The organism is Agrobacterium sp. 22-221-1 (assembly GCF_053522445.1).
This window is the reverse complement of the sequence record NZ_JBNWCL010000013.1, coordinates 68098-92337: the sequence shown is the minus strand read 5'-3', so window position 1 is coordinate 92337 and position 24240 is coordinate 68098. Positions and strand designations below refer to the sequence as shown.

Here is a 24240-nt window from a genome sequence, read left to right as displayed (position 1 = left end):
GACAATGACAGAACGTCACCCGAAGATCGCCTTCATCGGATTTGGCGAGGCGGCGGAAGCCTTCTCGAAAGGCTGGGGAGCGGAAATTTCTTCCGGTTTGAAGGCTTTTGACGAATTGTGCCTGCACGCCGACGCATCGGCAAAGCCGACCAAACGGGCCAAGGCGACAGGGGTCGTTCTGGCGGCCGATCGGGCAGCCGCGTTGCAGGATGTCGATCTCGTCTTCTGCCTCGTGACTGCCGACCGTGCAGTGCTGGCTGCAGAACAGGCTGCTCCATACCTCAAGACGGATGCACTTTGGCTTGACGGCAACAGCTGCTCGCCGGGCGCCAAACGCCGTGCCGCCAAGATCATCGGTTCTGCCGGCGGAAGATATGTGGATGTCGCCATCATGGCACCAGTTTATCCAAAACTGCATCGCACGCCGTTACTGCTGGCGGGCCCTCACGCCGATCCAGCACTTGCCGTTCTGACCGGCCTTGGCATGGAAGCGCGCGTTTCCGGGCCTGAAGTCGGCGAGGCGTCGTCCATCAAGATGATACGCTCGGTGATGATCAAGGGCATGGAAGCATTGACGGCAGAATGCCTGTTGGCGGCCCGGCGTGCCGGGATTGACGATCGCGTCCTTGCCTCGCTGCAGGCGTCCAACCCGAATATCGACTGGCCGCGCCAAGCCGCCTACAATCTGGAGCGCATGATGGTGCACGGAAGGCGCCGCGCAGCCGAGATGCGCGAGGTTGCCACCACCCTTTCCGAGCTTGGCTTGCCTAACGGACTGGCCAGCGCAACCGCCGACTGGCAGCAGCGCATCGGCGATCTCGTCCTCCCGGCGGGAGAAGAAAACTATCCCGACCGCGCCGACGCGATTCTATCACGCTTAGAGTGCTAACCGAGTTCGGCGGCCGTTTGCCGCAACACGTCCCGCAATTCCTTCTGGGCCCGAGTCGGCTCCCAGCCGGCGCGGGTTGTAATGCCGATGGGCCGCATCGCATTGGGCAATCGCACGGGCAGGATCCCAAGAACGCCTAGCTCGACCTCCGCCTGCATCCGCGAAAGCCCGCCGAGGTGATCGCTCTGCCGCAGGATCTCCCGCATCATGATAACTGATGATGTTTCGACGACATTGGTTGGTGCCTGAGTGGCGAAATAGCTGTCGAGAACGCGCCGCAATGGAGTAGAGCGACGGGGCATGACCCAAGGATGCGATGCCAATTCCGCGAAATCGAGGTCGCCGTTGTGCATCAACGCGTGATCGCGCCGTGCCACGACGACCACCTCGTCGTCGAACAAGCGTTCCTGCTCGATATCATCGATTGGACTTGGGAACCGTAACGCTCCTAGCACCATGTCTATTTCGCCCCGGCGCAGACCATGCAACAGTTCATCATACCGGCCGTCGATCACCTGCAGCGACAGTCGGGGCCTGATCTCGCGAAAGGCCAGAATGGCGCGCGGAAGCCAGCCGGAGCGCGACAGCGGCAGGGCTCCAACCACGATGCGACCCACTTCGCGACCATCGAGAGCCGCCAGATCGGCATCAGCCTGGTCAATTTCCGCCAGTGCGAGGCGTGCAGCCTGGGCCAACTGAAGCGCGGCGCGTGTCGAAATCAAGCCGTGCGCGGTCCGCTGAAAGAACGTAGTGCCTGCCGCCGCTTCCAGCATCGTGGTGGCGCGATGGACAGTCGGCTGGGCAAGGTCCAGCTGGTGCGCCGCAAGTGTGAAATTCTCGGTTTCGGTCACCGCGATCAGCGCGGCGAGTTGCTGCCACGTTGCCTGGATGCGGATCGCACGATCCATGTCTGACATTGCATTGTCGAGAATGCGCAACGCGCGATCGGCGCGGTAGTGCAGCAGCGTTCCAGCATCGGTGAGAAACAGGCCTTGCGGGCTGCGTTGCAGCAGGACATGCCCGCTTTCACGGGTGAGTTTGGCAATCGCTTGGGTGACGGCAGGCTGCGAGACGTGGTTGACGTCCGCAGCACGCGTAACGGAATTGGTCTGCCCCAGTGCCAAGAACATCCGCAGATGACGAATACTGGCAGGCATGAGCGTTCCTCTTCTTCCCCTTAGCTTACGAAGGACATAACATCCCGACAAGTCGCCTTGTCCACCTTTACTGCGAGAGCAGGTCGGCAATCATCCCCAGCGGGTGGCTCGGCTGCGTCCCGGACAAGCGTTTCGCCTGGCATCGACAGGAAAATCCGGTGGCGGCAACTATATCCCGCGATTCAATATGGCTGCGCCAGGAAAAATCAAACAGGCGGCGGGACATCGGCTGATGCCGTTTTTGGTGCCCGAACAAGCCCGCCATGCCGCAGCACCCGGTCGCCGGCGCATCCATCTCCAGCCCCATCGCCGCGAACACTTTCTTCCACAGCGCCCCGGTTTGCGGGAGGGCGGTCGCCTCCGTGCAATGCGATAGGAGCTTGATCGGCTTGTTAAGACGCGCCTTCGGGAAGTCGCGCCGGCCGGCCTCCTTAGCAAGAAATTCTTGAGGCAGGGAGACGAGCGGCAGAGCGATGCCCACTTTAGCATAGTCCTGGCGCAACATCATGGCGAAGGCGGGTTCGACGGCGATGAGCGGAAGGCCGGTCTTGGCCGCCGCGTGCAACTGACGGGAAAGGGCTTCTGCCATGCTGCGAAAACTCGCGGTGTCACCGAGATTCAGCGCAACCTTGCCGCCCGGCCGCATGGGAAGGAAGCGGACATTGTAACCCAGTGCCGCAAGCCCAGCGATTGCTTGCCGCTGTACCGCTCCATCGAAAAGTGCCGTGAACCAGTCCTGCGCAATGATCACGGTGTTTTCAGGCAACCGTCCCGGACGAAGGTCTTCTTCGCGCACTTGCAGCCCCCGGGGAAGCCAAGCCAGATGCCGCGGCAAATCCTGGCTCGCCGTCAGCCACCCACCGATCCTCGAAGCAATCGGCCATACGGGCGCAAGGACCGGAGCAAGCCGCGTGATCGCCGGGCTGAACCGTTCTGCCATTAGGACGAGGCGGTCCGCCAGCGGTCGGGGGTGGCGTGTGAAATAATCCGCCATGAAGGCCTGCCGCATAGACGGTATGTCAACCTGCACGGGACAGGAGGACGCGCAGGCCTTGCACCCAAGACACTTGTCCAGTGTTTCCAGCAGGTCCTTTTCCAGAAGGGGCAGATCAGCGTCAGCCTCGCGTCGGGCTTTGTGCCAGGTACGCAGGGCATCCGCCCTGCCCTTGGGGCTGTAACGGATATCGGCCGTGACCTTGAAGCTCGGACACATGGGCGTCGTCTTCGCATAGCTCAGACATTGGGCATTGCCATTACAGCGGAAGGCAAGCGTCAGCGGATCGCCGTCCGGCGCATTGAACGCGCGAAACGGTGTTGTCGCGATGCCCATGATCGGCACCTTGTTGGTCACTAGCTTGCCGGGATTGAAGCGCCCATCTGGATCAAAGGCCGCTTTGATACCCTGCAGCGCAGAATAGGCTTCCGCCCCGATCCAATCCCGAAGGTAGGCGCCGCGCAATCCCTTGCCGTGTTCGCCCCAGAAGATACCTCCATGCTTGCGGGTCAGTGCAAAGACTGCATCCGAAACCGCTACCATGCGCGCCCGATCCTCGGCCCTGTCGATATTGAGAGCCGGGCGGATATGCAGGCAGCCGACATCCACGTGTCCGTAAATTCCGAACCCCAACCCGTTGGTTTTCAGAATGTCCAGAAACTCGTCTACGAACGCCGGCAGGTTCTCCGGCGGTACAACGGCATCCTCGACAAAGGCGATCGGTCGTGCGAGACCGTCAACCTTGCCCAGCAGGCCGACGCCGGCCGACCGTATCGCCCAGAGCTCGGCAATCTCCGCCCGATCGCCAGCAACATGGATGGCGCTGATCCCTGCAAGGCCGCCCAGGATCCGCCGGCAATCGTCGAGCTTGACCTGAAGATGCGCAGGATCGTCGCCGTTGAGTTCTATGAAGACATAGGCAACCTTCTGACCCGCACCGGCATGCAGGGCGGCGGGCAACCGACGCAGGATCCCGGCCTGTTCGGCAATCGCCTGAACCGTTTCGTCCATCACCTCGATCGCGGTGGGATCGGCCCGGAGAAGCGGTGCGGCCGCCGCAAGCGCCGAGCGGAAATCATCAAAACCTGCGACGATCAGACGCTTTTCCCGATCGATCCGCCTCAGCTTCACACGAATGGCGCTGACGATGCCGAGCGTGCCTTCGGCACCAAGGAATAACCGCCACCATTCAAAACGCCCCTCGTCGGCACAGGCGCGTTCAAGATCATAACCGGTAAAGCGCCGGTTTAGTCGCGGCGTGTTGGCAACGAATGCCGACCTGCCCCGCCGTGCCGCCACCTCGGCGGCGTGTAGCATTGGCTGGGCCCACGCCGCAACCGGTTCGCGGCTATCGAGCAGCCCCTGCGGGTGTGCGATCTGGAGGCCCAGGATATTGTCTGAGGTTTTACCGTAGACGCGTGACCCCTTGCCGGATGCGTCGGTATTGACCATTCCGCCGATCGTGCATCGGGTGGACGTGGAGGTTTCCGGCGCGAAAAACCAGCCGGTTTCACGGATCTGTTCGTTCAAGTCATCGAGCACCATGCCGGGCTGCACATCCGCCCAGCCTTCCCGTTCATCGATGGCAATGAGACCGTTCATGTGCCGACGCAGGTCGACGATGACGCCGGTATTAAGACTCTGTCCATTGGTACCAGTCCCACCGCCCCTAGCAGTTACGGCAACGTCAGCGAACTGCGGCTGACCCATGACATCCAGCAGCGTCACCAGATCGGCCGCATCAAACGGTGCGACCACCAGATCGGGCTTGATCTGATAGACGGAATTGTCCGTCGACATGGCCGCACGCAAAGCCAAGTCGGTCTCGATTTCGCCAGCGAAACCTGCTTCCTCAAGCGCGGCCGCGAGAGCTCTTATCCGATTACCTGCAGCCTTGGCATCTGCCATTATCAACCTCCAAGTCAATGGAGGCACTTGACCACAAGCCTGGCATTCATAAAAATGCAAATAGATGAAGTTAAATTCAGAAAACCTGAATATAAACCTGAGACACTTGAGAGCGTTGGATGCGATCGCTCGCGAAGGGTCTTTTTTTGCTGCTGCGAAGCGCTTGGGTATCGTTCCATCCGCCCTGTCGGAATTGGTGCGGCATTTAGAAGAAACGGTGGGCGCTGCACTGTTCGATCGCAATACGCGACCACCGAGCATGACTCAGTTGGCGCTCACCTTTCTGGCTGACACAGCTCCACTATTGGCCGAAATGGACAAAGCGGTGGTGCGACTAAGGCAGAGCGCCAGCATTGAGCACGGAGAACTGAAAATCGGCGCTTCGCCTTCCGCGATTTCCGAACATGTAGCACCACTTTTGGCCGATTTTCTTGCCGAGAAGCCAATGGTGCATTGCCTCGTGTATGACGACATAGCCGAGACACTTGCGCAGATGGTAATCGAGGGAAAACTAGATATTGCGGTGGCAGGCCGTGCGCTTCATTCGCAAGACCTTCTGCAACACGAACTCATGCGCGACGATTTTGGATTAGCATGCCCAGTGGATGATGTGCTGACACGAACGCGCGTCAAACTCGACGACCTGAAGGACCGCGTTCTCATCGGCCTTGCTTCACAGACAGGCACCCAGCAACTATTGGTAGATAGCGATCTGCCAAGGGAGCTCTTGGACACGCGCATAAAGGCTCATTCCACCATCGCGCAACTCTGTATGGTTCGCGCAGGTATAGGATTGGCGCTCCTGCCTCAAAATGCGGTTAATCTGTTTAACGATCCGAAGATCTCATTCGTACCGGTCAGCGACTTTCAGCTTCAACGAAAGTTGTACATCCTCGAGCCCAAGAACCGAGGCCTATCACCTCTGGCTCGCGCGTTCGCAGACAAAATACGGGCTTCGCGGGTGGAGTGAATTTCGTTTGATGGCCGATCGCCTTGAAAGGAATCGAACCCGCGACCCGTTTCGTCATTGCGGAAGCTGTTGAAATATCGCGAAAATAGGTGTTCAACAGATTGCTAAGATCCTCTACGTATAGTTGAAAGATAAATGCATCTTGGAAGCACACTGCTTCGGGATCTGTCAGCCGATAACTGGATCCACGCTTTGCCGAAACGCTTCATTTTCCGCATGGTAGACCATAGGGACTGCGCCCGGTTTTTCAAAGATGGTGAGTTGCGTTCAAAAAACCATCCGCAAGCTCAACTCTGCCATCAAGCATCATATGCGGAGATCGTAAGCCGCCGCGGTGGTCCTGGCTTAAGTACCCCTGCCGGGCACGTCATTAACGACCATGTTGCGTTCTATTTCTCACCGTTGACCGGCATGGCGTACGCGATCCATAGCGGGCATGTGAATTCACTATCACCTGACGGAGCTCTCCTGGGAAAGGCAACAATGGATGACAGGGTGTTTTTCGTTGCAAACGTCGAAAATTTCCGCGATTCAGGACGAGAATATTGGTTCAGCAACATAGCGTGCAATTCGCTTGCTCCCGCTCCCTCATTCACGAACAATCTCGACGCTATCGAAAATCATGTCGCTTGGGACCTGTTCGACGAGTTTCCGATTGCGGGGCGGATAACCGAAATTGGATATACCGGATGTACGACATGGCAGCATAATCGCGATGATCCTCCGCGCTACCAAAATCGGAAACAAAAGCGCATGGCGGAGTTTTTAGTTCGAGATGCCGTTCCTTTGTCAATGTTTGATTGCATTATCTGCAAATCCGGTCTTATCAAGACCGCAGTAGAGGGTATGATGCAGGGAACGAACGTCGATCTGCCCATCTACGTTAAACCAGGATGTTATTACTGATGGCCCTGATCTTCAAAACCGGCGACATGTTCGAAGAGCCCGCGGAAGCGATCGTGAACACGGTCAACTGTGTCGGCGTTATGGGTAAAGGCGTAGCGCTCGAGTTTAAACGCCGTTGGCCCGAGAATTTCAAGGCTTACAAGCGACTGTGTGACAAGCATGACCTGCGACCCGGCAAAGTGTACGTTCACGAGAACACCGGCATGTTTCATGCCGACGGCCGGAAGTTCCTGATAAATTTCCCGACAAAGGATCACTGGCGGGCGAAGTCGAAGATCGAGTTTATCGAAGCCGGCCTCGATGATTTTGTTGAGCAGGTGTCCAGGCTGAAGATACGCTCGGTCGTGCTACCCCCACTGGGTTGTGGCAACGGAGGCCTTGACTGGCGCGACGTGAAGCCTCTGATCACCGAAAAGTTGAGCCGTGTCACGGATGTAGATTTCATCGTTTTCGTTCCGGAAGGAGAGAAGGACGCGATTGAAGCTGTGAGAGCGTCGACGGTCCGGATGACATTCGAACGCGCGGTCCTTCTTAAAGCGTTCAATGATTTGGCGATCCATTTTGACGGTAGCCTTACTCGCATAACGATGCAGAAGTTAGCGTACTTTCTGCAGGAACTGGGAGTGGATTTCGGATTGCCGTTCGCCCGAAACGAATACGGCCCCTATTCGGAAAGTCTTCGTGAGGCATTCATAGCGATGGAGCGGCAAGACCTGATTTCCGGTTTTATCGCTGGCGCGAGACAAACAACCGTGACGAAGGAAGGTCTTCGGCGAGCGCAAGAGTTTCTGAGCCGAAACGACCTTGTTCGCGCGGAGCAGCTGATTGCGGCCCTCAGCCGACTCGTAGAGGGTTACGAAAGCCCATACGGCTTGGAGCTCTTGTCCTCAGTTCATTTTGTTGCAAACTACGAAGAAATCAAAGGTGTTGACGCGATTGTTGATACGCTGGGTAATTGGAGCAAGCGTAAAAGCTTGGAATTCGACTCCAAAATGGTCGGGGTCGCTATTGATCGACTAACTGAAGATCGTCTTTTGAATTGACGCAGCCATAATAGTCGGACGCGATGGCGAGCACCCGTTAGGATTCGCCATCCGCGTCCGCGATCACCACAAATTCCACATTCAGAGACAAGCAATCGGCCCGAGCTCCAAGAAGGAGAGCGTCGAGTTGCTGCATACGCCGAACATCAGCGTCGACGATGTTGCCGTCAGCCATCTTGCCACGGATGTTATTGAAGACGGTGCGCCGGACTCTTGGCTGAAACACAACCACTTTCGTTTTCAGATTAGAGCCTAAGCCAGCGAGCATCGCGAGCAGTGCCTCCCTGTTTTCTTGGCGTTGCCCATCATGCCAAACTGCATTCTGGAGCACCCCTTCAGCGTTCGCTGCCAGTTTCTCTCTGAGCAGTCCGCGATCAACGTGGCGGAGATTTTTGATCGCCTGTCCGACGACGACTTCATAATCAGAAACGGAAAGCCCGCGATTGGCATGGTTGGAACCGCTGCCCTTCACGTGGATCAGCGTGAGCTCAGGCGGGTCGCTCGTGTCGTTGACGTGGATGAAATCTGCGGATTCCATCGCGCCATCGTCGCAAACGAGCCAACCAGTTTGCTGGCCGCGGTCTTCCAAGTTCGGCCAATGTCTGGCGACCATGCCGAAAAGAGAATTGTCCTGAGCATTGCCGGTATTTTCCACCGCAAAACGTTGCCCGTCCAGAGGCTTCTCCTGCCAGAACGCAGTTTCATCATGGGCCATCGCGACCCATCGCCAGTCCGAGAACCTGGCGTCCCGGAATCTTGTTTCATAGAAATGACCACGCGAGAAAGTGTGGCCAGTGTCGAAATAAACCGTGATGTTGTCTGGCTGCCGACATATTTTGAGGATCTCGGCATCTCGGGCTTCATTGTCGAAACCATCCATCTTGCGAATCTTGAGACGAACATCGCTACCCGGCGTCTGCTCGAATTCGTAGGCCAACCGCCCGAGCCTCACATCAGCCCAGTAGACGTCCGCTTCAAAGTTCGCGCTTCCGGTCGCCGCCGTGACTTCAAATCTGGCGGCATCGCCGAACTGCTGAAGCCAACGAAGTTCGTCTTCGCCAGCAGGGCCGCCTCCATCAGCCACTTGTTCGGGCACAATGAACGCTAAATCGTAAGGCTGCTCGATTCCATCCAGTGTGGTTATAGCGGAAGCGAGGATGGGAAGCGGCCTGTCCGGTCGCGCCGCGTCGCTCATGTAGTCTGCCGCTCGATCAAGGACCAGACCGACGTTTACGATGAATTCCTCCCAAGACCGTGTGGGTCCAATCCAGATCCTGCTCCCGGTTGGACTCGCACCGACCACGGCACTTGTGTGATGTTCGGACAAGGAAATCGTGCTGCGGACCGAGCTGAAGTAGTATGTCTGGTCCCCAAGGGGATCGAGGGAGGTCTCCAACTCAAGTCCTGAGAGAATTTTCGAGTCAGGCTTGATCGCTGTTCGACGATGTGTGCCGCTGAGCCAAAGCGTGCGGACCTGCCTCTCAACAAATGCCTTGTTGATTTCGCTCGAACTAAGCCGCCTAATTCTCGAAAACGGTCCATTGGCCGCGCGCAGGATTTTCTTTGCAACGGTGCCTCGAAGACCATTATCCGAGAACAGCAGGGCGTATAAATCTCCCCGCCTAGCCACAATGATCAGTTGGTTCAGCGTGTCTGCAATGCCTTCACCAACATACCAACTCGGCGATCGCTTTTCGACGTAGTGTGCCCAGGCAACCGTCGTCCCGTCACTTTCGATGGACGGGTCTTGGACCGCGGGGAACCTTGGCCTTTCCGTACCTTTCTTGTCAGCATTGTCTCTTGCGAGATCGCGAACTGCGGTAAGCAATTCGCTGGATGCGACGGCCTCTCCGTTGGCTCTGTAGAGCGAAACCGATAAGTACGGCGTACATTGATCGCTGGACAGCGCCATCGACATCCCCCAATCCGTCAGCGCACCAGCAACGACACGCGATTAAATAACATCAGTTCGCCCCACATCCTCACGTCTCCACTTCATAAGCCGCAGGCAAATTCTGCGGGCGATAGGCTGGCACGGCCTCCTTCCGCTGGAGCACTGACTCATGGATCGTCGCTCCTTCAGGAATAGATCGCGGCTCGTAGTGGGGCAGGTAGTAACCAAACAAGCCTTTCCGCTTCGGCCACTCGCGCCATTTTACCTTCTTCGGTAGCCACTCGAGAAGGTGCCAAGCCCCGATTGCTGATATGTGCAACTCCGCGCTTGCGCTGGGCTCGGCGTATCTGTGCTCGCTACCGCGCCTCGCCTTCCCTTCCACGAGATGATTGAACATCGACGTATTCACGTTCAAACCGTGCGCTTTGGCTTGTTGGACCATCCAACGGAGGGGGTATTTTGACAGACCGCTTTCCTTCTCCGGATAACCGCCGCCGATGTCAGAGTGGCAGCCCGAGAACCAAACCTGACGAATGTCTTGTTTTCGAGGCTCAGATGTCGAAAAGCGGTTGGGCTTGAATTCCTGGTCCTCTTTCCATCTGCGCAATCGAAACATCCGGCGAAATTCATCGATGGCAATGGCTTGACGGAAGACTTCGACGCTCGGGTTCTGCAGCGTATAAGGCAGCGTCTCCAAACTTGGAATGTAGAAGCGATCAGGTCGCGGCACGATGACGGATGCGACCGTATCCCAGACGCCAAGGAACTTGATCGGTACCGTCTGTCCACCGACAATTCTCCGGAAGTGCCAAGCTACCGAAAGATCCTCCCCATCCATGGCGGCTCGTTTGTAAGCGGCAAAGGCGTAGCCGAGGTAGTTCAGTTGGTCTGGGCGCAATAAACCGAGGAGGTAAATAAAACCAGCAAGGACACGGACGCTGTAAGCCCCGCGGCTAAAGCCGAAAAGAAATACCTGGTCGCCTTCGCTGTAATGTTCGGCCAAGAAGCGATAGGCACCCAGAACATCGTCGTCCAGACCATAGCCCGTGGCCAGTCCAAGAACGCCTTTCGCGTTCTGGCTAATTCTCCCCCAGGTCTTTCGTTGACCCAACGTTCCAACGCCGGGATCATAATAAACAACTTGATCGTCGTCCTTCTCAAGCATTCTGTATAGCTTGAGGACACTGGACATGCTCACGCCGATTTCATTGCCTGTTCCGTCACAGCAAATGACGATGTTCTTTGCCACCGTTAACTACCCCTCGCCCCGTCAGAATCTACCACAGATAGCAATCTCTTCAACTAGCTCGCGGATGCCTGTGAAGCTTGTTCTGATAAGCTCAGCGGCCTGTCACTGGATCCGCAGAGCCGATGCGAAACCACCGACGCGCCGATTCTGGTCAAAAACAATCATTGGCAAATCCGCCTTTGGCATCCACACGCGTCCAAGTTCCACCGCCGCAGAGACCGGCAAGGCTGGAAAAACGTTTATCGTTGCCCCTTCTCCGTGCACTGACTTTACTCTGTCAAAAAGCCGTCTCAGTTCCTGGCGAAAGCGCGAGAGGTCTCCGGAGTTTCGCATGATGTCGTTATGCGGCGAGGTGGTGGTGAGTGACCAAACAGAAACATCGTGGCCCAAAACGGTATCAATACGCTCCTTCGATATTGTCGCGCTCAAACCCAGAATCAGGGCCACCGTCGAATAAACCTCGGTGGGCGCCTCGACCTGGAACTCGATCGGCGCACTGTCGTTCTGCCACTTCCATGTCGCAGGCTCTCTGTGTCGTTGATGAACCTCGGCGGGCAGGATGTCGCAAAGCTGCCTTCCCAATTCGATCAGGAGCGGCTGAGGCGCAAGCGCGAAGACGCTTGCATGCGTGATCTGCTGCCGTTCGATCCGGCCCCGGATTTTTTCGGCAAACTGCCGCTGGAGGTTCGTCTGCTGAATCTGCCAATACTGTTCGTCGGCATCATCGAGCGAAAGACCAAGCATTTCCAGATCGATGGTGTCGAAGGACGCCGGGGAGCGATCAGGCTGCATGGAGGCGAAAATGTCCTCCCTTGCGACAAGCGCCTCGTTCATGCCGATATTCGCGCCGAAACGGATCACATGAGATGTCCGGTCTGGCTGAATACCAGCTGCGATACGCACCCGCCGCTCATGGTCGTCCTTCATCCGCAGGAGAAGTTCCTCCGGATGATCATCAGGTGCTTCGTCATCGATGAGACGATGGTGTTTCGCGCAGAGCAACATGAGATTTGAAATATCTTTCGCGAGAAGAGCGGACCGGGTCGGATGTCCTCGCGCGCCGTTCGGTGAGTCGGCAACAATGTGTGCGACGAAGCCGAACATCTTATCCTCCTTGCCAGACAGCAGCTCTCCAATAAGTTCGCAGTTGCAGCCACGATACTGGCAGCGGCCGGCGGCGCGCGCCCAAAGCGCCCGTTGCGTCTTCTGATCGACTTTCGTCTTCGCCATTTACGCAATCCTTTCGCGAAGGGGATGTCGGCGCTGCAAGCGGCTCCGGCTAATGCGGCGCTCGACGTCTTGTGGCTCGGGATGCTCTCCTCCACCTCGCCATTCGCCCTCACTTAGCCAGTCCTCGAAGTAAAACAGCCACAGCGACGTCCAGGGGACGATGGTCTGATCCAACCTCATCCAGGGCTGCCATTCATATGTTCGGGGCAGATAAAGACATACGCGCGTGGGGCTCTGCTCGTAGACGTGAGGAAGTTTCTTTCCACCTGCCAGCAGCACCAGGTCCGGAGTTTCAATGTAAACCCGGGGCGATCGGTTAGACGCAAATTCCAGGCGTGCCCCGTATATACGGGACAATGGAGTCGGCGTTGCGCGGAAGCGCCATTCAAGGCAGCCTGAGCCAAGGGTGCCGTCGCCAGCTGACAGCAGGTTCTTCCTGAGAAGAAGGAACTGCTGGGCGGCGGTTAGCGGCTTCGGCTCGGAAAAGCGCATGAGCTACCTGCCAAAGAACGTGTTCGCCCGCACCGGCGTGGCGGTTGCTGAAGCAAGGCCGGTCACGAGCCCGACATGCGGTGCGACGGTGAGCGCGCCGTTCCGACGCGACAGCGAGATTTCGTCGGTTATGGAGTCCATCACTGCTTTCGCTGGAGCCGGCCCAAAGGAATCCGAAAGACGCTGCTTCAGGCCGTCCAGCCCCTCAGCATCCCTCAGTCTGCCGATGTCATCGAGCACACGGGCGTGCCACGTATAGAACACCTCGGCCCGTTTCAGATCGCCGTTCCATTTCTCGGCAAAGTTCTCGCCTTTGGTGGTCTCGTTCCACACGAACCAGTGCGTCCGGCCGTCAACTATGCGAATCTCGATGAAATCTGGCATGCGCCGGATCACATCGACCAGCAAATCCAGTTCACTGTCGTAGACGTTGGTTCGGACGCAATACTCATAGCTCTGGGAGGCCACAGTGGTAACAAGAACAGATATGGGCGAGAGGGACACGTCGAGGTCGTTTGCCAGAATGAAGACGTCTCGATGCCTCTTAAGAATCTGGACGATCCGCTGCAAAATGCCCTTGAACTGGTCCTGCTCGGGATAGGGCTCCACACTGGCGTGCGCCCGATCTTCGGCCTGAAGGCCTTTCATCACCCGAAACCGGGGCACCAGTTTTACTCTTTCCAGAAAAAGTGCCTTGTAGCCTTTCGGGTTTGAGGGCTTCCAGACCTTTAGGGCGCGGTCCGGAACTAACTCGCCGCCCATGTTGCAATCACGGTTGGGAATCGATGGCGTAATATCCAGGTGGAACTCGTTGGCATATACCAACCGCCAGCAGCGGCCCATCTCGATGAGCAATGGCTTGTAGTGGCCGTTCTCCCTCAAGCGATCACCGATCGCTTTCTTCAGGACAGCCGGCTCAACCCAGATTCCAAGACCTGGAACATGCGCCACCAGGTCGACATCATGCTCGTTGCTGCCGATCGGCTTCACGGTCGTTCCGATGGCGGTCGAACCCTGGAGGGATATTCCGATCGCCTTCAGCAGCGGGTCATCAGACTCCGCGAGCCAACCCCCAACGCCTTCGTAGCGCTCCTGAGCGAGAGTGGTTTGGGACTGCGAGATTTCGAGTGTGGCGCACATCCGCTCAAGCGCACCGATGAGCATTCCCGCACGTAGAATAAGTCGCTGATCATGAAGCATTCATGCCTCCAGTCCCCGTAGAGGGGTCGATTGCGTAAGATTCGCACCTATCATTTCGTACAGATAAATCTAACGCTTGTTTCCGTCAATCCCTGTGTTATATTTTCGTACAGATAGATCGAACGGCGCGGCGCGAGAGTGCACGCGCCTTAAGCGATTCAAGGGAGCATTTGAGAATGTCTTTGGCTACCAAGCTCAAAGAACTAAGAGGGAAAAACCGGCAGTCGTTGCAGGATGTGGCAGACGCTATTGGAGCATCGAAAACCCACGTCTACGATCTGGAAACCGGCCGCAGCACCAATCCGTCTATCGACCTTCTCACTAAGCTCGCCACGCATTTTCGAGTTTCGATTGCCGATCTCGTCGGGGAAAACCCGGAAGGCGAGAGTGAGGACCCGGCGCTGGTTGCCATGTACCGAGACCTCAAGACGCTGGCCCCACAAGATCGGGAAACGATCCAGATGTTGATGGATCGACTTAAGGCTCCAAAGGAAAAATGACATGAGCGTGATGCGGATGGATTTAGCTGACACCGGATCGCCCGAAGGGCTCGTCAGTCTCATCCTGAAGCATGAGCCCGAGTTTCGAGTGCCAGTTCCGATCGAGGAGCTGGCATTGCAGCTTGAGATCGAGGAAATAGCTGAATTGGAAACCGAAGGCTTCGAGGGCGGGTTGATCACCGACAGCAGTCGGAGCCGCGGGATCATCCTGGTGAAGCGCGGCGTGAACCAGCCGCGGCGCCGCTTTACAATCGGCCATGAGCTCGGGCACTTCTTGATTGCCAATCATGTGCCGGACCAGGACGGTCGCTTCCTTTGCTCAAGACAGGATCTGCAAACCCTGTCCGCCAAGGAAAGTGACCGGCGCGCAAAGATGGAAGTTGAGGCGAACCGCTTCTCTTCCCTAATCCTAATGCCGCCGCCGAAGCTTCGTGAGTATTTCAAGAAGCAATCGTCGCCGAGCCTTGAGCACGTTTTCGAGCTTGCTGAGGAGTTTAAGGTCAGCAAAGAAGCCATGGCCCGGGCATATGCCGAGTATCACCCTGAATCCTTGGCCTTCATTATTGTGAAGGATGCGAAAGTCGGCCGGATATATCATAATCGGAAACGCTTTCCGTTCATCACAGCAAGCCGCAACAAGCCGGTTCCACAAGGTTCGTTATTCTACCGAAGAGATCTTCGGGTCGGCACTCCCAGTGAGATCGATGAAAGACTGCCGGATGTATGGATTGATGTGCCGCGCGGACAACGCGCTCCGGCGGTCAGTGAACAGGTCTGCCTTCAGAAAAATGGCTATGCGCTGATCATGCTCTGGCACGAGGAGGCTGACGAGGAACAGGATGAAAGAGAGGACTTGACGGCTCGCGACCGCTGGCGTGCTCAGCAGGAAAAATATCAAAGGCGCTGATCACAATGGAAAGCCACAACTTTGAACGCCTGAAAGCGCACATCCTCCCTTTGTCGGTTTCAAAAATGTTCGAAACGGCCCGCTTGGAATGGCAGTTGGTTGGCGTTGAGATAAGCGAGGAGTTCGACCAATGCCCTTGCGGTCAGGACATTCTTGAGCATTGCTACATCCGAAATCGCCTAAACGGAGCGACGACTTACGTTGGCAACGTCTGCATCAATCGCTTTGTAGGCATCAACACCGGCAATCTCTTTGAGGGCCTGAAGCGCATACAGGCGGACCCTTCTGCCAATGCAAACGATGACTTGATCGAGCACGCGTACCGAATGGGATATCTCTACGACGAGAAGGAATATCGGTTTCTTAAACAGACAAAGCTCAAGAGAAAGCTCTCGCCAGCGCAGCTGAACTGGAAGCAGAAGATCAATCGCCGAATTTTGAATCAAACGATTGTCCAGCGCCGGGGAGCGCATCAGTCTCGCTAACCTACTCGGGACAAGTCTACCGTGACGTGCAAGAAAGGAGAGCTCCTTCAGGAGAAGTGGCTGGAAGCAAGGGCCTACAAACACGGCTTCCTTTGGATCAGTGCCCTCGATAATAACTAATCAGCGGTGGATACTCGGGATCATCTACGACCATCTTCCGTTCAAACGTGCCGGTCTTAAAGCCTTCGAAGGGACTAAATGTCTGGTCTACGATTATGCACTGCCAATCAATCAATTCAGCGTTCAGCAACCGATACAATTCCTTGTAAAAATTCTTGAACACCAACGGATTGATATCAGGCGTAATGTTTTTCATCGTTGAATCCACGATTAGTAGCTGAGGTATGGGAAGTTTCTGTTCCGCAGCAGTTTTGTGAATAGCAAGCGCGTACGAAATCTTGAAAAGCACCGCCTTGCCGCCGCTACCTACATCGTAAAAAGTCCAGGCGGCATCAAAATTCCCCTCCGGATAAATGTAGGGAAGCCAAGTTCGCGTGTTGATGTGAATACCGTCAGTATCGCCGATCTCCGGAAACTTTATGGCTCGCAATATGGATTTGAAGTTCTCTTCTAGAGCCTTGACATGGATACGACCCTTTTCGAATTTCTCTTCTTCCTCACTGATATTGCGCATAATTTTTGCAATATCGGTGGAAAGTTTGTCTGCACTCGCCATTCTCGCCTCAATGTCCGCTGGCATTGCCCTGACGTGCATGAGAAATCTTCTTCGTTCGTTTAACTTACCCAGTTCGCTCTCGATCTGACGCGCCCGCTGCAGGTATTGCGATTCCACACTTTGTCGTACGGAATCGATAGAGCGAGATATTTCGGCACGCTTCGCCTGGATCTCCGAAAGTGACCGCGATTGATTTCTCAGCGAGTTCGATAACCTTCGTAACGATATGTCCAAGTCATCGATACGGTCTGACAAATCCTGTTCGACGGCGGAAGATGGCATGTCCCCTTCGTCGTCAGAATCGGTCTCGGCCTTACACAGATAGCAGTGACCAGGGGGACTCTTGGTCGTAACTGACGTTCCACAACACGGGCATGCTTTGAAGGTAGCTCCTTGCAAGAGTTTCGAAGCACTCGCTGCTCTGGCCGCTTTCATCTTCAAGATGATTAGTTCGGAACGAAGTGCTTCCTGTTCTTCCTGGCGCGCACGAATGTCTTCTATCGCTGCGGCTTTAAGCTGGTAAGCCTCTGCCAGGCGAACTGCCTCGTTGCGCAGGCTATCCTCGACGAATTCCGTCGGTGCCTCCTGGGCTGCTCGCTCAATTTCGAGCTTCTCGGTCAAGCCGTTGATCTCGTCAACTTGGCTGTCGATAGACGCTTCCGAAGCGAAACCGTAGGTGTTGAGGAATTCGCGGATCTGTTTCGCGGCCTCTCGCAGAGAGCGCTGCTCCTGTCTTTTTTCCTGAAGCTCCTGCTGTAACTGCGTGAGCACATCGCTCTGAAAGCCGAGAACGAATTTCAGAACATCCTTCGACTTTTCGGCCTTGATCGGCTGCTCTAAGGCGAACAAGCTTGAATCAAGATGGGGCTGGTCAAGGTAGCAGAACCGATAGAAGTCTCTAAAACTAAGTCTGTGCAGTTCCGAGTCTTCATCCGCTTTCCGTTTACGCACCTTCATCGGCGCGCTTCCCATACGCACAAGCAGGAAGTCGCTAAGGTTGAAGACGTCGTCACCGATTATCGCCCTTTCTCCCGCTTGGAGAGGCAGCACTTCGCGAAAAACGTTTCCATCTTGCTCCCAGCTTACTTCCACGTTTGACGCCGGAATTGCACGTTCTATGAGAACCTCAGTATCGCCCAAACGGACGGTCAGCTGCGCCTTTAGCACCTCGGATGAAACGGCCGGCGTCTTTACAAGCCTTCCTCCGAGGCAGAAATTTATCATTTCAACGATCGTTGACTTTCCGCTCGACATCCGGCCATGGAAAAATGAGATCTTCGGTCCGAAGGTGATTAATTCTTCAGAGCCTCGGCAAAGCAGTTTAAGATGAACAATGCTAATTTTCACCGATGAGCCCCGTTGCATCGATTTCGTCATTCAGCTGCATAGAATTTAGTTCTGGAAAAGTATCGTAGATAAAATTCATCAGCTTGGTTGCTGACAGGTCGAGATGCTTGGCAAGCATGGAAGATCGAAACACCAACTGTTCGAACTCCGCCTGCTTGGACAATGTCTCGGCGATAGCTACGCCTGAATCTGTCAGGTCGATCGATATCTTACGCCCCTCAACCTTGAAGCTAACGAATCCGCGCGCCGCAAGATTGTTAAGGAAACGTCGGTATCGGTGATCCCACGGGCCAAATCTGTACCGGACCATAGTAGCTTCGATGGATTTTCGTTCAAAATCTGCAACTTGGAGCTTAGCCCTTTGCACACCTCTCTTCTCAAGCGCGGCTTCGAAATACGATGGGTATCTCAATAGGAAGTCCAGCTTTGCAAGTTTAGTTATTCCCTCGACCGCGCTGGCGTCTTTTTTCATAAAGGCATTCAAAAGCACCAATAGCCGCGCGAGATGAAGCTCCTCATTCTGCTCAAGCGACGAGACGATGTCGATCAGATCCATCGTCATGCCTCCGCCAATAGTTCAAATGGTGACGACCACCACACTTTACAGTATTCAGTCAGAAGACCTGCTGCTCCGATCAGGTGATCGGGCTTACATCCGTAAAGTGTCGCCTGCTCACGAGCATACCGAGCTTCCAACTTCGCCTTCATCAGTGAAAACTGTGAAGAGCCATAACTCATGCCCGACGCGGCAGCTTCAGCCTCCACGTGTGCCTCAACGCACTCGGTGAGCGTCCTGGCCAACAGGTCATTCACCATCTCTTTCGCTTTGTCGCCACCATATCGGGTGGCCCACCGCACCTTCAGCGCTTCGAAACTTCGAACCAGGTCCTGCACGTGATTTATTCTAGCGAGCTGGACGCCGCCCGCGGCCATCTTCTGGACCATGCGGGAAAGCCCCACTGGCAGATCTGAATGCACAAGGAGATCGGTTATGGCCAAGGGTTCGTCAACCGGCTCCAATCGATCGGCGATAATTGCCTGCACCATCTCGCGTCCGAGCGTCTTTCCTTGCAATGCCGCTTTCTCGAAGACGCTGGCGTAGTCGACGTCAGCCGCATAGAGCGAAGGTACGAAGGTATTTCTACCTTTCGAAGAGGCATGAAATGCCGCGGCGATAAGGTCGTCGACGAGCCTCAGAACGGTTCTATGCTGGAGGTCTGAACATTGTTCGCACTCGACGATAGCATGCTCGACTGCTCGATCGATTGTTTTGATATCTTGCTTCTGCGGGTTGCACCGCGTTCGCGATAATGTGGCGATCACACTATCTGCATCGGCGCCAGACGCTTTACACAAGCGGTCAATGGCGATTTTCTTCGGATTGGTGGCTTTTAGCCTTTTTACAGAGGGTTGGCGCTCAATCTCATCCAACAGCCAAACAAGATTGGAATCGTTCTCCTTTTCGATCCACATCTCATGGTTTGTGACGAATACAAACTCGTCGAAGATACCTGGGAAGCGGAGATCAAGACGGACGAAGCGGACAATAGCCTTTTCGACTGCTAGTTCATTCAGCTTAAATGGTGACAAGTGTCGCTCGCGCGATTTTACTTGAATTGCCGAAAAGGTGCCCGCGTGACGCTCGATGATAAAATCTTCAAAATTCTCGCAGATTATCGCTTTAGCCCATTGTGGCTCAACGACCATTTTGAGTGCTTGGATAGCGACGTGGCTGAATTGGTACCTAAACCGCGCGATTACATCATCACCCGGATCTTCAAGATCTAGCAGTACAGATGGGCAGGCAGTCTGCAAAATAGGACCCGGCTATGCTTGTTTCAGAACAACTTCGAATTGTTCTTTCGTATTGTCAATCGCGCTCAATGAACTTCCTGCATCAGACGTTTAGATAAAGCTCAACGGCGACGTCACAGCACGCCCCACGCCCGAAACCTCCCCCTTCCGGTCATCTCGCGCAACCCTAGCTCCAATACGATCCGCCGCGCCGCCTGCGGCGTCACGTCTAGCGTTTTCGCTACCATGCCGGCCGACACGAGCGGTTTCGCCATCACCAGATCGACCAGCTCCGGCAATTTCGAGGAGGTTCGCCGTCCTTCCAGTTTTCGGTCCATCATCGTTTTTGCCAGCGTCAGCCGGTCATGCTCTTTGATGCCGATCTCGGCGGCCGCCAAAAATCCGTGGGCGATGGCCAGCAGCCGGGTTTCCCGATCGCGATGCCGGCGCCGATCCACCGGGATGGTTCTGAGGCCGGTATTGATGGCGGCAAGATGGGCGCCTGACGTGACGCCGGCCTGCCGCAATATCGAAGCAGCTAATTGTCGGCCAAGCCAGGGTGCATGTTGCAGGACGGAGAGCTCGTTCCAGGCATCGAGGGCGATGATCACCTGCAGGGCCGCGGGCAGGTTTTCTGCCTGGCGCAGCACACCACGCCACTCGTCGAGCCGGGCATCCTCGTCCCAGTCGAGATCATAGACCAGCGGATCGGCCGGAGTCCGGCCGGGCATTTTGGCTCGTACAATCGCCGCCTCCGATCGGGCCAGCACCGCGTCGATGGCGGCGTAGTCGACACCCGGAAGGTTCTCGTCGTCGTCGACATCGTCCCCCTCCCCTTCCAGACTTTTTTCAGCGGCCGCGGGCCGAATGACGCCGGCTGCCTCTATCTCGGCGTCGCCGGCCGACGTGATGTCTGACGTTTGTCGCAAAGTGCGAATACCCTCTGCGGACAGCGCCCAGTCCGGCGACTGCGCAGCGATACGCCGACGGGTTCTCAAAACGTCGCGGGCGATGGTGAGTTCGTGGGTGGGCGTGCGGATGTCGCGGGTGGCGTCGTGAAGGACGAGGTCTTCGAGGTGGACGAGTTCGCCGTCAATCCACAGCGAGGCGCAGGCATCGGCAAAATTCTGGCGTTCGATCCAGCCGAGACCGACCGGCGAACGGGCGATGCGCTCGTCGAGACGCGTGAACGCGACGCCGGCGTCGAAAGCCGGCCGGATCAGGGCTGTCATGCTGATTTGCGCGAGATCGTAAGCCATTGAAATCATGGTAAATGATTTACTAAAGGAACTCTAGATAAATATTACGGTTCGCCACATGGTACGATTGTGGGTTGGATTCATAACCATCGATAAGTCTTCATTATCGTTGGTAGATCGACAAAGCCCGCAAATTCACTTAATCTGAGCCAAATCACGCTCTGCAAAGGCTCCCAGACATGGAAGATCGCGTCCGTTTCGCCCTCGAAAAACTACTCAATGTCGCCCATCAGGATACCGGCCAGGGTGGGCGCGTCGCCAACTTCCTCCTGGCCTGGTGGAATGCAGAAGTACATGGCGGCTTCGACCTAACCGATCTCGCCAATGTCGATCGCGAGGTTGCCGACGACATGGTGACCGTTTTCACCTTCCTCGCCCGTGAAGACGGGCTCATTTACCCTGACGCCTACAAGCCAGAGATCATTCAGATCATTCGCCGCTGGCGGCCACATGTCGAGATCGACTGATGGCGACCCCAAAAAAACCAGCGTCGCTGTCGCCGGTCGAACGCCGTGGCGTCGAACTCGATACCATCGCCTCGGTGCTACCGATAGAGCGTCGTGACGAACTCGCGGAATTGTTGACCGACCAGGATGTCGAGACGCTGCGGCACCTGGTCAACGAAGGCATGGGCGCGAACACACTTCGGGCCCTGACTTCCGATCTCACCTATCTCGAAGCCTGGGCTTTGGCCGCGACGAAAAGATCACTGCCCTGGCCCGCCCCCGAGGCGCTGCTTTTAAAGTTTGTCGCTCAGCATTTGTGGGATCCGCAGAAGCGGGTCGACGATCCCGATCATGGCATGCCGGCCGATGTCGATGACAACCTGCGCAGCCAGGGGTTTCTGAAAGCCGTCGGCCCGCACGCCCCGGATACGGTGCGCCGGCGGCTGGCCAGCTGGTCAACTCTGACGAAATGGCGTGGACTTTCTGGCGCCTTCTCCTCCCCTTCCCTCAAATCGGCCATTCGGCTCACCGTGCGTGCCGTGCCTCGGCCGCGTCGCCGCAAGAGCGCCAAGGCGGTCACAGGCGACGTGCTGACCAAGCTGCTGGCAACCTGCGCTAGCGACAGCTTGCGCGATGTCAGGGACAGGGCGATCCTGATGGTCGCCTTTGCCTCCGGCGGCCGCCGACGCAGCGAGATCGCAGGGCTGCGCCTGGAACAACTGACCGTGGAGTCTCCAATCGAGACCGAAACCGGCCCTCTCCTCCTCTCACTCGCCATCCATCTAGGTCGAACCAAAACCACGACCGGCGAGCAGGACGACGTGGTCTATTTGACTGGACGACCTGTCGAGGCGTTGAATGTCTGGCTGACGGCGGCGAAGATCGACAAGGGCAGCGTCTTCAGGGGGATCGGCCGATGGGGAACGGTGTCGAAGCGGGCGCTCGATCCGCAGTCGGTCAATGCGATCCTCAAGCAGCGGGCGGAGATGGCGGGGTTGGATCCGGCGGAGTTTTCGGCGCATGGGTTGCGCTCAGGGTATTTGACCGAGGCTGCCAACCGGGGCATTCCCCTCCCCGAGGCGATGGAGCAATCACGCCACCGATCCGTTCAGCAAGCATCCAGCTATTATAACAGTGCTACACGCAGAAGCGGGCGAGCGGCCCGATTGTTGTAGGATCGGGTCTCACTGTCAGAATTGCCAGGGCGAGATCAATTCGAGCCCTGTTGTCTCGAAACCTTTGAGGTTTCGGGTCGCCAACCGGCCACCATTGATCCGCGCTATCGCCGCGATCATGCCGTCCGGAGCCGACACCCCCCTCCCCTGCCGCGCAGCGTCTCCCATGATATCGCCATAGGCCAATGCTGCTTCTTCCGTGAAGGCAAACATCTTGTCGGAGAACCGGCGACGCCAGCTCACAAGTCCCTCTTCCAGGCGATCTGCGCGCTGATCCGGCCTGATCTTTTGAATACCAAAAGCGATCTCAGCAACTGCAACCGTCGGCAATGCCAATTCGGCGTCGTGACGAACCAGCCATGCTATAACCGCAGAATCGGGAGCTTTCTTCAAAGTCTCCGACATCACATTCGTGTCGAGAAAAATCAAAGCTCGACGCCTTTGTGAACGCGTCTGTTTTCATCGATGATACTGTCGAAATCGATATCCGTACCCGACTGCGATGAAAGACAGCTATAGAATTTCGCAGCGGGTTCACGTCCCGCCTCACGAGCGTCGTAGGTGTCGAGCGCGCGCTCGACAATATCGGCAATCGTGCGATTTTCTCGGCGGGCAAGCTTGTGGGCGAGGTCGCGCGCTTTGGAACTGCGGACAGATAGTTGCGGTGTTACCATTGAATGCTCCTTCGTCTGAATCCAATCGAACTTAAATTGAGACAGCCATCAAGATGGTATATGCCATCTTGATGGCTTTCAGGCGTTTCTGATATTTAGCCCTGCGTTTTTGCCATCATGCATGTTCGTTGCGCCTGAAGACCAACACAAACGCCACACTTTAAACAATTTCTGCCAAAGACGGCCACCAGAACGCATTTCATGCTGGCTATCTGAATGGCATCCATCGACCGCCGCATTTCGAGCCTGACGACGTTGTATTCCGATCATGGGCCCCGCTTGCAACTGTTCATTTTCTCGCGCATTCCTTATCTGTACAAAGCACCTGAAAACGCGTGAGAAAACCATGGTAAAACGGCCAGGCGAAAATCCATCGTCAGCACCCAGACGGCTTATCGGCTATGACGCGTCTCGACCGACGATCAGGTCCATGACGCTCAGATGGACAAGTTGCGCGCCGCCGGCTGCGGGCGGGCCTTTGCCATCCATGGAAAAACTTAGCGAATCCCCTTGTCCGGATCGCTCCTTGAACATCCAGCGGTAGACCGGCCCCCCGAACAGCCGGACGTTGACGCAGGCGTGCTCACTGAGCTGTTCCGGACGTAGCGGTTTACCTCTGTGGGCGAAATACGCCGGAGATCCCAGGACAGTCAGCGGCGAAGGTTCAGTGAGCCTTACAGCCACCATGTCTTGCGCGATCACTTCGCCGATGCGGATGCCAGCGTCATACCCCTCAGCGACGATATCGACAAAGCGGCCTTCAAACGCCAGCTCCAGCTCGATACCGGGATACGCGGAAGAAGGTAATCTCGGGTTTTCCGCTGTTCGCAGAGTCGCTCCAAGGCGTTAGCCCGCCCTTCCCTTCTCGGCATCATCGGTCGCCTCCATCGTCGCGATGAGCAGGTCGGCGTGACGGGCCTCAAAAAGTGTGTCGGCGGTGCACGCGACAGGTGCCAGGCCGCCGGAGCAAATCAGCTCGGCCAATCCATTCCGATATTCGAACCGGAAGTCGTATCGCGTGAAACATTTCATGCAGGAGAAGCGC

The 24240-nt window shown here is 56.3% G+C and carries 24 protein-coding genes and 2 pseudogenes; 11 read left to right on the top strand and 15 right to left on the bottom strand.

Annotation, left to right across the window (positions count from 1 at the left end; translation table 11 throughout):
• Positions 1-4 precede the first annotated feature (4 nt).
• Positions 5-889: an NAD(P)-dependent oxidoreductase gene (locus tag ACQZ5N_RS19030; RefSeq protein WP_425644492.1), complete on the top strand. Its 885-nt coding sequence runs from the start codon at positions 5-7 to the stop codon at positions 887-889.
• Here the strand turns inward: ACQZ5N_RS19030 and ACQZ5N_RS19025 are convergent.
• Together ACQZ5N_RS19025 and ACQZ5N_RS19020 are read right to left on the bottom strand one after the other, a co-directional pair.
• A complete protein-coding gene (locus ACQZ5N_RS19025) occupies positions 886-2046 on the bottom strand; it encodes a LysR family transcriptional regulator (RefSeq protein ID WP_448733786.1) in 1161 nt (386 codons plus the stop codon). The genes ACQZ5N_RS19030 and ACQZ5N_RS19025 overlap by 4 nt on opposite strands.
• A gap of 67 nt (positions 2047-2113) precedes the next feature.
• Entirely contained in the window at positions 2114-4948 is a 2835-nt protein-coding gene (locus ACQZ5N_RS19020; RefSeq protein WP_448733785.1) for an FAD-binding and (Fe-S)-binding domain-containing protein, read from the bottom strand.
• A 64-nt stretch (positions 4949-5012) separates the two neighbouring features.
• Between ACQZ5N_RS19020 and ACQZ5N_RS19015 the strand changes: the two genes are divergently transcribed.
• The 3 genes from ACQZ5N_RS19015 to darG all read left to right on the top strand — a co-directional run bounded on the left by ACQZ5N_RS19015 (position 5013) and on the right by darG (position 7867).
• Positions 5013-5918 (top strand): LysR family transcriptional regulator, encoded by a 906-nt coding sequence (locus ACQZ5N_RS19015; protein ID WP_448733784.1) that lies wholly within the window; start codon positions 5013-5015, stop codon positions 5916-5918.
• Between the two features lie 135 nt (positions 5919-6053).
• On the top strand, positions 6054-6824 hold the full coding sequence (locus ACQZ5N_RS19010) for a DUF4433 domain-containing protein (RefSeq protein WP_448733783.1): 771 nt from the start codon (positions 6054-6056) through the stop codon (positions 6822-6824).
• Positions 6824-7867, top strand: a complete 1044-nt coding sequence (gene darG, locus ACQZ5N_RS19005; RefSeq protein ID WP_448733782.1) for a type II toxin-antitoxin system antitoxin DNA ADP-ribosyl glycohydrolase DarG — start codon at positions 6824-6826, stop codon at positions 7865-7867. Before ACQZ5N_RS19010 ends, darG begins: the two co-directional genes overlap by 1 nt.
• Before the next feature lie 37 nt (positions 7868-7904).
• On the opposite strand, the gene ACQZ5N_RS19000 is transcribed toward darG, so the two are convergent.
• The 5 genes from ACQZ5N_RS19000 to ACQZ5N_RS18980 all read right to left on the bottom strand — a co-directional run bounded on the left by ACQZ5N_RS19000 (position 7905) and on the right by ACQZ5N_RS18980 (position 13932).
• The gene (locus ACQZ5N_RS19000) at positions 7905-9779 is read right to left on the bottom strand and encodes a hypothetical protein (RefSeq protein WP_448733781.1); all 1875 of its coding nucleotides are present in this window, start codon (positions 9777-9779) and stop codon (positions 7905-7907) included.
• A 70-nt stretch (positions 9780-9849) separates the two neighbouring features.
• A complete protein-coding gene (locus tag ACQZ5N_RS18995) occupies positions 9850-11010 on the bottom strand; it encodes a DUF2235 domain-containing protein (RefSeq protein ID WP_448733780.1) in 1161 nt (386 codons plus the stop codon).
• Between the two features lie 102 nt (positions 11011-11112).
• A complete protein-coding gene (locus tag ACQZ5N_RS18990) occupies positions 11113-12240 on the bottom strand; it encodes an SAVED domain-containing protein (protein ID WP_448733779.1) in 1128 nt (375 codons plus the stop codon).
• Positions 12241-12732: a hypothetical protein gene (locus ACQZ5N_RS18985; RefSeq protein ID WP_448733778.1), complete on the bottom strand. Its 492-nt coding sequence runs from the start codon at positions 12730-12732 to the stop codon at positions 12241-12243.
• Between the two features lie 3 nt (positions 12733-12735).
• Positions 12736-13932 (bottom strand): nucleotidyltransferase domain-containing protein, encoded by a 1197-nt coding sequence (locus ACQZ5N_RS18980; protein WP_448733777.1) that lies wholly within the window; start codon positions 13930-13932, stop codon positions 12736-12738.
• Between the two features lie 176 nt (positions 13933-14108).
• Here ACQZ5N_RS18980 and ACQZ5N_RS18975 point away from each other — a divergent pair, with 176 nt between their 5' ends.
• Genes ACQZ5N_RS18975 through ACQZ5N_RS18965 form a run of 3 tightly spaced genes read left to right on the top strand, consistent with a single transcriptional unit; the run spans position 14109 to position 15824 of the window.
• Positions 14109-14432 (top strand): helix-turn-helix domain-containing protein, encoded by a 324-nt coding sequence (locus ACQZ5N_RS18975; RefSeq protein WP_448733776.1) that lies wholly within the window; start codon positions 14109-14111, stop codon positions 14430-14432.
• A gap of 1 nt (position 14433) precedes the next feature.
• Complete coding sequence (locus ACQZ5N_RS18970; RefSeq protein ID WP_448733775.1) at positions 14434-15339, top strand: ImmA/IrrE family metallo-endopeptidase; 906 nt, start codon at positions 14434-14436, stop codon at positions 15337-15339.
• Between the two features lie 5 nt (positions 15340-15344).
• On the top strand, positions 15345-15824 hold the full coding sequence (locus ACQZ5N_RS18965; protein WP_263825752.1) for a hypothetical protein: 480 nt from the start codon (positions 15345-15347) through the stop codon (positions 15822-15824).
• Between the two features lie 97 nt (positions 15825-15921).
• On the opposite strand, the gene ACQZ5N_RS18960 is transcribed toward ACQZ5N_RS18965, so the two are convergent.
• The 4 genes from ACQZ5N_RS18960 to ACQZ5N_RS18945 all read right to left on the bottom strand — a co-directional run bounded on the left by ACQZ5N_RS18960 (position 15922) and on the right by ACQZ5N_RS18945 (position 20909).
• A complete protein-coding gene (locus ACQZ5N_RS18960) occupies positions 15922-17847 on the bottom strand; it encodes an AAA family ATPase (protein ID WP_448733774.1) in 1926 nt (641 codons plus the stop codon).
• On the bottom strand, positions 17837-18403 hold the full coding sequence (locus ACQZ5N_RS18955; protein WP_448733773.1) for a hypothetical protein: 567 nt from the start codon (positions 18401-18403) through the stop codon (positions 17837-17839). The genes ACQZ5N_RS18960 and ACQZ5N_RS18955 overlap by 11 nt, the downstream gene beginning before the upstream one ends.
• Before the next feature lie 2 nt (positions 18404-18405).
• Entirely contained in the window at positions 18406-19662 is a 1257-nt protein-coding gene (locus tag ACQZ5N_RS18950) for a dsDNA nuclease domain-containing protein (protein ID WP_448733772.1), read from the bottom strand.
• A gap of 113 nt (positions 19663-19775) precedes the next feature.
• Positions 19776-20909, bottom strand: coding sequence for an RHE_PE00001 family protein (locus tag ACQZ5N_RS18945; protein WP_448733771.1), 1134 nt, complete (start codon positions 20907-20909; stop codon positions 19776-19778).
• 170 nt (positions 20910-21079) lie between these two features.
• Between ACQZ5N_RS18945 and ACQZ5N_RS18940 the strand changes: the two genes are divergently transcribed.
• Positions 21080-21367 carry a DUF7673 family protein gene (locus tag ACQZ5N_RS18940; protein ID WP_425644423.1) on the top strand — a complete coding sequence of 96 codons (288 nt, stop codon included), beginning with the start codon at positions 21080-21082 and terminating at the stop codon, positions 21365-21367.
• Entirely contained in the window at positions 21367-22521 is a 1155-nt protein-coding gene (locus ACQZ5N_RS18935) for a site-specific integrase (protein WP_448733770.1), read from the top strand. Before ACQZ5N_RS18940 ends, ACQZ5N_RS18935 begins: the two co-directional genes overlap by 1 nt.
• A gap of 15 nt (positions 22522-22536) precedes the next feature.
• Here ACQZ5N_RS18935 and ACQZ5N_RS18930 read toward each other — a convergent pair whose 3' ends face one another.
• Both ACQZ5N_RS18930 and ACQZ5N_RS18925 read right to left on the bottom strand, forming a co-directional pair.
• The gene (locus tag ACQZ5N_RS18930) at positions 22537-22950 is read right to left on the bottom strand and encodes a type II toxin-antitoxin system VapC family toxin (protein WP_425644426.1); all 414 of its coding nucleotides are present in this window, start codon (positions 22948-22950) and stop codon (positions 22537-22539) included.
• Complete coding sequence (locus tag ACQZ5N_RS18925) at positions 22947-23195, bottom strand: type II toxin-antitoxin system VapB family antitoxin (RefSeq protein ID WP_448733769.1); 249 nt, start codon at positions 23193-23195, stop codon at positions 22947-22949. Before ACQZ5N_RS18925 ends, ACQZ5N_RS18930 begins: the two co-directional genes overlap by 4 nt.
• A 216-nt stretch (positions 23196-23411) precedes the next feature.
• Between ACQZ5N_RS18925 and ACQZ5N_RS18920 the strand changes: the two genes are divergently transcribed.
• Both ACQZ5N_RS18920 and ACQZ5N_RS18915 read left to right on the top strand, forming a co-directional pair.
• The gene (locus ACQZ5N_RS18920) at positions 23412-23534 is read left to right on the top strand and encodes a hypothetical protein (RefSeq protein ID WP_425644429.1); all 123 of its coding nucleotides are present in this window, start codon (positions 23412-23414) and stop codon (positions 23532-23534) included.
• Between the two features lie 7 nt (positions 23535-23541).
• Positions 23542-23687: pseudogene (locus ACQZ5N_RS18915) on the top strand (recombinase family protein); the annotation flags it as partial.
• A gap of 42 nt (positions 23688-23729) precedes the next feature.
• On the opposite strand, the pseudogene ACQZ5N_RS18910 reads toward ACQZ5N_RS18915, so the two are convergent.
• Positions 23730-23978: pseudogene (locus ACQZ5N_RS18910) on the bottom strand (LysR substrate-binding domain-containing protein); the annotation flags it as partial.
• Positions 23979-24041: 63 nt separating this feature from the next.
• Complete coding sequence (locus ACQZ5N_RS18905) at positions 24042-24179, bottom strand: hypothetical protein (protein WP_448733768.1); 138 nt, start codon at positions 24177-24179, stop codon at positions 24042-24044.
• Positions 24180-24240: the final 61 nt, after the last annotated feature.